General features: G+C 70.8%; 8 protein-coding genes. 6 read left to right on the top strand and 2 right to left on the bottom strand.

What is annotated here, in order from left to right; all coding sequences use genetic code 11:
* The 5 genes from ACWDN5_RS44770 to ACWDN5_RS44750 all read left to right on the top strand — a co-directional run.
* Window positions 1–1,194, top strand: a 1,194-nt coding sequence (locus ACWDN5_RS44770; RefSeq protein WP_449680549.1) for an alpha-amylase family glycosyl hydrolase, incomplete at its 5' end; no start/stop codon positions are given.
* 5 nt (window positions 1,195–1,199) lie between these two features.
* Window positions 1,200–2,579: a maltokinase N-terminal cap-like domain-containing protein gene (locus tag ACWDN5_RS44765; RefSeq protein WP_449680548.1), complete on the top strand. Its 1,380-nt coding sequence runs from the start codon at window positions 1,200–1,202 to the stop codon at window positions 2,577–2,579.
* Window positions 2,576–4,783 carry a 1,4-alpha-glucan branching protein GlgB gene (gene glgB / locus ACWDN5_RS44760; protein ID WP_449680547.1) on the top strand — a complete coding sequence of 736 codons (2,208 nt, stop codon included), beginning with the start codon at window positions 2,576–2,578 and terminating at the stop codon, window positions 4,781–4,783. The genes ACWDN5_RS44765 and glgB overlap by 4 nt, the downstream gene beginning before the upstream one ends.
* 178 nt (window positions 4,784–4,961) lie before the next feature.
* Complete coding sequence (locus tag ACWDN5_RS44755) at window positions 4,962–5,354, top strand: hypothetical protein (RefSeq protein WP_310974884.1); 393 nt, start codon at window positions 4,962–4,964, stop codon at window positions 5,352–5,354.
* A 40-nt stretch (window positions 5,355–5,394) separates the two neighbouring features.
* Window positions 5,395–6,588: a hypothetical protein gene (locus ACWDN5_RS44750; protein ID WP_449680546.1), complete on the top strand. Its 1,194-nt coding sequence runs from the start codon at window positions 5,395–5,397 to the stop codon at window positions 6,586–6,588.
* 54 nt (window positions 6,589–6,642) lie between these two features.
* Here the strand turns inward: ACWDN5_RS44750 and ACWDN5_RS44745 are convergent, their stop codons facing one another.
* Window positions 6,643–8,043 (bottom strand): RNA polymerase sigma factor, encoded by a 1,401-nt coding sequence (locus tag ACWDN5_RS44745; RefSeq protein ID WP_449680545.1) that lies wholly within the window; start codon window positions 8,041–8,043, stop codon window positions 6,643–6,645.
* A 173-nt stretch (window positions 8,044–8,216) separates the two neighbouring features.
* On the bottom strand, window positions 8,217–8,984 hold the full coding sequence (ppgK, locus tag ACWDN5_RS44740) for a polyphosphate--glucose phosphotransferase (RefSeq protein WP_396136973.1): 768 nt from the start codon (window positions 8,982–8,984) through the stop codon (window positions 8,217–8,219).
* 64 nt (window positions 8,985–9,048) lie between these two features.
* Between ppgK and ACWDN5_RS44735 the strand changes: the two genes are divergently transcribed.
* Window positions 9,049–9,867 (top strand): inositol monophosphatase family protein, encoded by an 819-nt coding sequence (locus ACWDN5_RS44735; RefSeq protein WP_310974887.1) that lies wholly within the window; start codon window positions 9,049–9,051, stop codon window positions 9,865–9,867.
* Window positions 9,868–9,929 lie beyond the last annotated feature (62 nt).

The following is a 9,929-nucleotide window of genomic DNA, read 5'->3' as shown; positions in this document are numbered from 1 at the left end:
CACCGGTTCTTCTCCCACCAGCCCGACCTGAACTACGAGAACGTCGACGTCCAGAACGCGATGATCGACGTCCTGCGGTTCTGGCTCGACCTCGGTATCGACGGGTTCCGCCTGGACGCCGTGCCGTACCTGTTCGAGCAGGAGGGCACCAACTGCGAGAACCTGCCGCGCACGCACGAGTTCCTCAAGCGCTGCCGCAAGGTCGTGGACGACGAGTACCCGGGCCGGATCCTGCTGGCCGAGGCGAACCAGTGGCCCTCGGACGTCGTCGAGTACTTCGGCGACCCGCAGGTCGGCGGCGACGAGTGCCACATGGCCTTCCACTTCCCGCTGATGCCGCGGATCTTCATGGCCGTGCGCCGCGAGTCGCGCTTCCCGATCTCGGAGATCCTCACCCAGACCCCGGAGATCCCCAGCGGCACGCAGTGGGGGATCTTCCTGCGCAACCACGACGAGCTGACCCTCGAGATGGTCACCGACGAAGAGCGCGACTACATGTACGCGGAGTACGCCAAGGACCCGCGCATGAAGGCGAACATCGGCATCCGCCGGAGGCTCGCGCCGCTGCTGGACAACGACCGCAACCAGCAGGAGCTGTTCACCGCGATGCTGCTGTCCCTGCCGGGCTCGCCCGTTCTGTACTACGGTGACGAGATCGGCATGGGAGACAACATCTGGCTCGGCGACCGCGACGCGGTCCGCACCCCCATGCAGTGGACCCCGGACCGCAACGCCGGGTTCTCCTCCTGCGACCCCGGCCGGATCTACCTGCCGGTGATCATGGACCCGGTGTACGGCTACCAGGGCCTGAACGTCGAGGCGCAGTCCAACAACAGTTCGTCGCTGCTCAACTGGACCCGCCGGATGATCGAGGTGCGCAAGCAGCACCACGCGTTCGCCGAGGGCGAGTTCGTCGACCTCGGCGGGTCCAACCCGAGCGTGCTGGCCTACAAGCGCCAGTGGCGGCGCCCGGACGGCGGCGAAGACGTCGTGCTCTGCGTGAACAACCTGTCCCGGTTCCCGCAGCCGGTGGAGCTGGACCTGTCCGCGCACCGCGGGTGCACGCCGGTGGAGCTCACCGGCGGCGTGCGGTTCCCCAGCATCGGGGACCTGTCGTACCTGCTGACGCTGCCCGGGCACGGCTTCTACTGGTTCCAGCTGACGAGCCCGGGAGACGAAGGCGAAGCGAGGTGAGTCCCTTGTCCGACCCGCGTGAGCTGGTCGACGACCTGACCGAGGACCTGAAGCGCTGGCTGCCGGAGCAGCGGTGGTTCGCCGGCAAGGACCGGCCGGTGACCGGCGTCCGGACGCTCGGTGTGACCGAGCTGGTGTCCGGCGATCCGCAGCTCCTGCACGTCGTGATCGAGGTCGCCCAGGACGACCGGCGCGAGCCCTACCAGCTGCTGGTGGGCCGGCGGACGCACCCGCCGGAGATCGCGTCGACCAGCTGGATCGGGGCCGTCGGTGACCTGAACGCCTACGAGGCGTCCGGCGACCTCGACGTCACCGGCGTGCTGCTGGACCTGATGGCCCGTGAGGAAACCGTGGGCTCCCTGACCTTCGAGCACGAGCCCGGCGTCGAGCTGGAGACCGGCCTGCGGGCCCGGCCGATCACCTCGGAGCAGAGCAACACGTCCCTGGTCTACGCCGGGCAGTACATCCTCAAGCTGTTCCGGAAGCTGTCGCCGGGCAAGAACAAGGACCTCCTGCTGCACCGCGCGCTGCAGGCGGTGGGCAGCAAGCACATCGCGGCCCCGCTGGGCTCGATCACCGGTGACCTGGACGGCGAACCGACCACGGTCGGCATGCTCCAGCAGTTCGTCCCGGACGCGGTCGACGGCTGGGCGATGGCCACCACCAGCGTCCGCGACCTGATGGCCGCGCCGGAGCTGCACGCCGAGGAGGTCGGCGGCGACTTCGCCGGCGAGGCGGAGCGGCTCGGGCGGGCCGTCGCCGAGGTGCACGCGGACCTGGCCGAGGCGCTCGGCACCGAGCCGGTGGACGCCGACGAGCTGGAACGCTCGGCGAAGGCGATGCTCGACCGGCTCGACACGATCGCCGCGCGCGTGCCGGAACTGGCCGCGCACGCCCCGGCGCTGCGGGCGGCGTTCGAGAAGCTGCGCACCCTGCCGCTGGACGCGGTGACCATGCAGTACATCCACGGCGACCTGCACCTGGGCCAGGTGCTGCGGACCGTCGGCGGCTGGCTGCTGATCGACTTCGAGGGCGAGCCGGCGGCCCCGGTGGAAGAACGGCACGCGCTCCGGTCGCCGTTGCGCGACGTCGCGGGCATGCTGAGGTCGTTCGACTACGCGGCCCAGCAGATGCTGGTCGGCCAGCCGGACGACAGTGCGCTGGCCGAGCGCGCCCACGAATGGTCGGAGCGCAACCGGAAGGCGTTCTGCGAGGGCTACGCCGCGGTCGCGGCGGACCCGCGGGAGCAGGGCGAGCTGCTGCGCGCCTTCGAACTGGACAAGGCGGTCTACGAAGTGGGTTACGAGCACGCGAACCGGCCGGACTGGCTGGGCGTGCCGCTCGCGTCGATCGCCCGGATCACTAGCGGAGGGACGACACCGTGAACGCGGCTCCCGAAGGCCTCCCGGCCGCGGCCCCGCCGGCCGCGGACATCGACCGGCTGCTCGCCGGGTCCCACCACGACCCGCACTCGGTGCTGGGCGTGCACGCCGTGGGCAAGGGCTTCGCCGCCCGGGCGCTGCTGCCCGGCGCCAAGGCCGTCGCGCTGGTCGCGGGCGGCGAAAAGTACCCCATGGAGCCGGTGATCGACGCGCTGTTCGCCGTCGCCGTGCCCGAGCACCCCGGTGACTACCGGCTGGAAGTCGAGTACGACGGGCACACCGTCACCTGCGACGACCCGTACCGCTGGCTGCCCACGGTGGGCGAGCTGGACCTGCACCTGATCGGCGAGGGCCGGCACGAACGGCTCTGGGAGGCGCTCGGCGCGCACGTGCGGTCCTATGAGACCCCGGGTGGGGTCGTCGAAGGGACGTCGTTCGCGGTCTGGGCGCCGAACGCGCGCGGGATCCGGGTGATCGGCGACTTCAACGGCTGGGACGGGCGCGGGCACGCGATGCGCTCGCTGGGCTCGTCCGGCGTCTGGGAGCTGTTCGTGCCCGGCGTCGGCGCGGGCACCTGCTACAAGTTCCGGATCCTCGGCGCCGACGGCAACTGGCACGAGAAGGCCGACCCGCTGGCGTTCGCCACCGAGCAGCCGCCCGCGACGGCTTCGGTCGTCACCAGTTCCGCTCACGTCTGGGACGACGACGAGTGGGTCGCCCGGCGCGAAGCCAAGCAGTGGGCCGCGGCGCCGATGAGCGTCTACGAGGTGCACCTCGGCTCGTGGCGGCCCGGGCTCGACTACCGGGAACTGGCCGACCAGCTCGGCGACTACCTCGTCGAAACCGGTTTCACGCACGTCGAGCTGCTCCCGGTGTCGGAGCACCCGTTCGGCGGCTCGTGGGGCTACCAGGTGACGTCGTACTACGCGCCGACGTCCCGCTTCGGCTCGCCGGACGACTTCCGCTATTTCGTCGACCGCCTGCACCAGCGGGGGATCGGCGTCCTGGTGGACTGGGTGCCGGCGCACTTCCCGCGCGACAGCTGGGCGCTGGCCCGCTTCGACGGGACGCCGTTGTACGAGCACGCGGACCCGCGCCGCGGCGAGCAGCCCGACTGGGGCACGCTCGTGTTCGACTTCGGCCGCAACGAGGTCCGCAACTTCCTGGTCGCCAACGCGCTGTTCTGGCTCGACGAGTTCCACCTCGACGGCCTGCGCGTGGACGCCGTCGCGTCGATGCTGTACCTCGACTACTCCCGCAAGGAAGGGGAGTGGCTGCCCAACCAGTACGGCGGGCGGGAAAACCTGGACGCGGTGCGGTTCCTGCAGGAGCTGAACGCGACCGTCTACAAGCGACACCCGGGTGTGGTGATGGTGGCCGAGGAGTCGACGGCCTGGCCGGGCGTCACCCGCCCGACGCACCTGGGCGGCCTCGGGTTCGGCTTCAAGTGGAACATGGGCTGGATGCACGACACGCTCCGGTACCTCTCGCACGAGCCGATCCACCGGGCGTACCACCACAACGAGATGACGTTCTCGCTCGTGTACGCGTGGAGCGAGAACTTCGTGCTGCCGCTGTCGCACGACGAAGTGGTGCACGGCAAGGGATCCCTGTGGGGCCGCATGCCGGGCGACGCGTGGAACAAGGCGGCCGGGCTGCGCTCGCTGCTGGCGTTCATGTGGGCCCATCCGGGCAAGCAGCTGCTGTTCATGGGCGGCGAGTTCGGTCAGCCGGGGGAGTGGTCGGAGTCGCGCTCGCTCGACTGGCACCTGATGGACGAGCCGCTGCACCTCGGCGTCTGGGAGCTGCTGCGGTCGCTGAACACGGTGTACCGGTCGTCCCCGGCGCTCTACAGCCAGGACACCTCACCGGACGGCTTCCGCTGGATCGACGCGAACGACTCCAGCGGCAACGTGCTGAGCTTCCTGCGCATCGGCACCGACGGCTCGCGGCTGGCCTGCGTGGCCAACTTCGCGGGCGTCCCCCACCACGACTACCGGGTGGGCCTGCCGGCGGCGGGCCGCTGGCTGGAGGTCGTCAACACCGACGCCGAGGCCTACGGCGGTTCCGGCGTCGGCAACATGGGCGCGGTGGAGGCGGTCGAGGAGCCGTGGCACGGCCAGCCGGCATCCGCGGTCCTCCAGCTCCCCCCGGCCGGAGTGCTGTGGCTGGTCGAAGAAACCCCGGAGCACCCCGACCTCCCGTGACCCAAGGGCCGACACGCGTGATCAGGAGGTCGACACGCGTGATTGAGGGGACGACACGGCAACTGGCGTCGTGTCGACCCTCCAATCACGCGTGTCGGCTCTCCGATCACGCGTGCTGACCCTCCGATCACGCGAAAAGGTCTCCGCGGGGCGGGCGTTGCGGGCTTACCATCGGAGGATGGACGGCGCCGGTGGCGTCCTCGCGAACCTGATCCTCTTCGCCGTGGTCTGTCTCGCTCCCACGGTGCTGTTCTGGTGCGCGCTGCGGATCCCCAAGCTGGTCGCCTGGATCCGGGAGAAGCGCGCGAAGCCGCAACCCGAAAGCCCGCCGATCGAGCGCGTCGCCGCGGACCTGCGCCGGGTGCACCGGTTGCTGGCCGGCTACCCGTCCGGAACCCCGGCCGCGCGCCGCCTCGGCACCCGGCAGGCCTACGACGAGCTCCTCACCGTGGCCTGCCGCCAGGTCGGCGTCCCGCACCGGCTCGGGGAGTTGCCCGAGGGGATGGACCGCGAGATCGAACGCCTGCGCGTCGAGCAGTCGCTGCGGGAGCGCGGGCTGGCCGTGCCCTGAGTTGTACCGGTCGTGTACGCGCGGCGGGCACGCTACCGCCATGCGACTCCTGATCGGCTTCGTGACGCTGCTGCTGCTCGGCCTCGCCCCGGCGGCCCAGGCGGCGGCGACCTTCCCCCGGCTGGACGCGGCGACCGTCGACGGCTTCCGGCTCACCGCCGGCGACACCTTCGCCACCTACGGTTCGCGGATCGCCGCACTGGAGACGAAACTCCCGCCGCGCGGGCTCGGCTCGCTGCTCGCCGACACCAACCGGAAGGCCCGCCCGCTCTGCCACGGCACCAACCTGGCCGCGGCCCTCAAGCCGGCGGGCTTCTGCTGGGAGGACGCGAACGACGACAAGACCAACGACTGGATCCCGCAGGGCCTGACCGGCTCCGGGGACGCTTCGCCGGCGACCGGGACGGTCGGCGGCAAGCGCGTCGTGGCGGCGTCGTGGCACACGCCGGGCGACACGATGGTCCGCCTGTCCTTTGTGGACACCACCGGGCTCGGCTACCGGCACGTCCTGCTGGTGGAACCGACGTCCGGCACGGACTTCCGGGTCGTCACCGGCCACGGCCACGGCCTGACGTGGGCGGGCAACCGCCTGTTCGTGGCGACGACCGGCGGCCTGATCCGCGTCTTCGACACGACGCACTTCTGGAAGGTCGACGCGAGCGCGGGGACGGTCGGCCTGGGCGCGGACGGCCAGTACCACGCGGCGTTCTACGACTACGCGATGCCGCAGATCGGCGCGTACTGGTACCCGGGCGGCGGCGCGTGCACGACAGCGACCGACGTGCGCCCCTGCCTGTCGACGTTGTCGTTCGACCACACGGATTCGACGATCGTGACGGCGGAGCACGTCCCGTCGGCGGCGGGCGGCCGGGTCCTGCGCTGGCCGTTCGACGCGGCTTCCGGTGGTTTGGCGGCGTCGGCCGACGGCCAGGTGCACGCGGTGGAGGGCTTCTCGTCCCCGGTCTGGGGGATGCAGGGAGCGGCGTCGCGCAACGGCTACTTCGTGCTGACGGGCGTGTGCCCGGAGTACGCGGGCGTGGCGGGCGACCACCCGTCCTGCCTGCACGGCGGCGTCGGCGGCGCGTCGACGTCGAGACTGGCCGGCCAGGCCCCGGTGAACAGCCAGAACCTGTCGTACTGGCCGGCGACGGGTGAGCTGTGGCTGCTCAACGAGCAGCTGCGGGAGCGCGTGGTCGTCCACGTCCCCTGGACGACGCTGACCGGACGGCCCTGAAACGGCGGAAACCCCGCCACCGTGCGCCGGTGGCGGGGTTTCCGTGACGAACGCTCAGTCCAGGTAGTCGCGCAAGACCTGAGACCGCGACGGGTGGCGCAGCTTCGACATCGTCTTCGACTCGATCTGCCGGATGCGCTCGCGGGTCACCCCGTACACCTGGCCGATCTCGTCGAGCGTGCGCGGCTGGCCGTCGGTGAGGCCGAAGCGGAGCCGGACCACGCCCGCCTCGCGCTCGGACAGCGTCTGCAGCACCGACTGGAGCTGGTCCTGCAGCAGCGTGAACGACACCGCGTCCACCGCGACGACCGCTTCGGAGTCCTCGATGAAGTCACCGAGCTGCGAGTCGCCCTCGTCGCCGATCGTCTGGTCGAGCGAGATCGGCTCACGCGCGTACTGCTGGATCTCCAGGACCTTCTCCGGGGAGATGTCCATTTCCTTCGCAAGCTCTTCCGGGGTCGGCTCGCGGCCGAGGTCCTGGAGGAGTTCACGCTGTATGCGGCCGAGCTTGTTGATGACCTCGACCATGTGCACCGGGATGCGGATGGTGCGCGCCTGGTCGGCCATCGCGCGGGTGATCGCCTGGCGGATCCACCACGTGGCGTACGTCGAGAACTTGTAGCCCTTGGTGTAGTCGAACTTCTCCACCGCGCGGATCAGGCCGAGGTTGCCCTCCTGGATCAGGTCCAGGAACGCCATGCCGCGGCCGGTGTAGCGCTTGGCCAGCGAGACCACGAGCCGGAGGTTCGCCTCCAGCAGGTGGTTCTTGGCGCGCTCGCCGTCACGCACGATCCACTTGAGATCGCGGCGCATCTGGGTGACGAGCTTCTCGCCCTCCTCCTCGGCGGTGCGCACGCGCTCGGCGGCGTAGAGCCCGGCCTCGATCCGCTTGGCCAGCTCCACCTCCTCCTCGGCGTTCAGCAGCGCGACCTTGCCGATCTGCTTGAGGTAGGCGCGAACGGAGTCGGCGGACGCGGTGAGCTCGGCGTCCTTGCGCGCCTGGCGCAGCGCCTCGGACTCCTCCTCGTCCCAGACGAAGTCCGGGTTGTCGGAGCCCTTCGCCGCCTTGTCGGCCACGGCGCCGCGGCGACGCTGAGCCGGCGTCTCCTCGTCGGCTTCTTCGTCGTCATCGTCGTCGTCGGCCGAGTCGGTGTCCGGCTCGTCGTTGACCGTTTCGTCGACGACGTCGACCTCGACCTCTTCCAGGTCCGACAGGTCGGGTGAACCGAGGTCTTCGTCCTCGAGGTCGCCGGGACCGTCCGGCTCGCCGTCTTCGGTCTTCGGGCCCTTGGTCACGGCCTTCTTCGCCGGTGCCTTCTTGGCCGGCGCCTTCTTGGCGGTGGTGGTCTTGCGGGCCGCCGGCTTCGCCGTCCCGGTGGCTGCCTCTTCGGCCGGCTCGCCGGCTGCGGTCGCGGTCTTCGTCCCGCCTCGGGTTGCGGTTCTTGCGGCTGCCACTTACGCCCTTTCGCAGCGGTCGATCACGACGAGCAACGGCACGGGTGCCACTGCTGCCTCACATTCGGGGATCACGCCTCGGCCTGCGGTTTTGCCCTCCGCAGCCGTGGGCCGTGTTCCATTGTAACGACGGTACGCGCATGCGGTGCGAAGCGATCACCCTCAGCGCCGATTCAGTGCTCGATGCCCTCCGCCGCGGCGGCCGCGGCGCCGACGATGCCGGCGTTGTTCTGCAGGCTCGCCACCAGCACCGGAGTGCGGATGTCCAGCAGCGGCACCCATTTCTCGGCCTTCTTGCTGACCCCGCCGCCGACGATGAACAGATCCGGCCAGATCAGGTTTTCCAGCACGGTCAGATAACGGTGCACCCGCTTGGCCCATTCGGGGTAGGAGAGCCCCTCGTTGTCCTTCACCGAAGCGGCCGCGCGCTTCTCGGCGTCGTGGCCGTCGATCTCGAGGTGGCCGAATTCGGTGTTGGGGACGAGCTTGCCGTCCTGGAACACCGCGCTGCCGATGCCGGTGCCGAAGGTGAGCAGCGCGGTGACGCCCTTGCGCGCGACCGGGTCGCCGAAGCGGATCTCCGCCATGCCCGCCGCGTCCGCGTCGTTCAGCATCGCGATCTGGTCGACGCTGCGGCCGAGCCGCTTGGCGAACAGCGCGTCGGCGTCGGTGCCGATCCACTGCTTGTCGATGTTGGCGGCGGTGTGCGCGACGCCCCGCTTCACGACCGCCGGCAGCGTGACGCCGACCGGGCCGTCCCAGCCCGCCTGCGTGACGACGTCGTGCACGACGTCCGCCACCGCCGACGGCGTGGACGGCTTCGGCGTCTCGATCCGGATGCGGTCGCCGATGAGCTGACCGGCGTCCAGGTCGACCAAGGCGCCCTTGATCCCGCTGCCGCCGATGTCGATGCCGAAACCTCGGCGGGTCGCCTCCACCACGGACGTGGTCCCTTCTCGCACGATTCAGAAGCCTGCCTCGGAGACTTTAACCGGATGTGGTGACATGTCGGACGTGGGAGTTGACGAGTCGTTGCTGAAAAGCGTCGCGGTGCAGGTCGCGACGGAAGCCTCCGCCCTGGTCCGCGAGGCCTGGGAGGGGATGGCGGATGGCCGCTCGGTGGCCGTGGGCACCAAGTCCGGGGCGACCGACGTGGTGACCGCGGTGGACCACGAGTCGGAGGAGCTGGTGCGCTCGCGGCTGGCTTCGCTGCGCCCCGGCGAGCCGGTGCTGGGCGAGGAAGGCGGCGGTGCGGCGGGCGACGGCGTCACGTGGGTGGTCGACCCGATCGACGGGACGGTCAACTTCCTCTACGGGCTGCCGTGGTTCGCGGTCTCGGTGGCGGCCCAGGTCGGCGGGGTGTCGGTGGCCGGCGCTGTGGTCGAGCCGGCGAGCGGCCGCGTGTGGTCGGCGGCCCGCGGCCAGGGCGCGTACCTCGACGGGCGGCGCCTGACGGTGTCGGCGCCGTCGAGCTTGGAGGTGACGCTGGTCGGAACCGGTTTCGCGTACTCGCCTTCGCGGCGGACGCGCCAGTCGCGCTTCGCGGCCGCGCTGCTCGGGCACGTGCGCGACATCCGCCGCAACGGGGCGGCCTCGCTGGACCTGTGCGCGGTGGCGGCGGGCTGGCTGGACGCGTATGTGGAGCACGGCCTCAACCGCTGGGACTGGGCGGCGGGAGCGCTGATCGCGGCCGAGGCGGGCGCGGAGGTCGTCTTGCCGGGAGCGGCGCCGGAGCTGGGCGCGGACGCGACGTACGCGGCGGCGCCGTCGATCGCGGACCCGTTGCGGAAGGTCCTGTCCGACTGCGGCGCCGCGGAGGTCTGAGCTTCCCGGCGCGGGCTGTCGCGAATGACTCATTCGCGGCGCCGGAGGTCCCGAATGAGTCA

The sequence above is a fragment of the Amycolatopsis sp. NPDC003731 genome (genome assembly GCF_053586895.1).
Note: the sequence above shows the minus strand (reverse complement) of the source record. Positions and strands in the feature narration are given on the sequence as shown.

What these genes read in the sequence shown, in the direction of transcription:
- ACWDN5_RS44735 (WP_310974887.1), top strand. Translation starts at nt 9,049, where the DNA reads ATGTCGGACGTGGGAGTTGACGAGTCGTTGCTGAAAAGCGTCGCGGTG.
- ACWDN5_RS44755 (WP_310974884.1), top strand. Translation starts at nt 4,962, where the DNA reads ATGGACGGCGCCGGTGGCGTCCTCGCGAACCTGATCCTCTTCGCCGTG.
- ACWDN5_RS44750 (WP_449680546.1), top strand. Translation starts at nt 5,395, where the DNA reads ATGCGACTCCTGATCGGCTTCGTGACGCTGCTGCTGCTCGGCCTCGCC.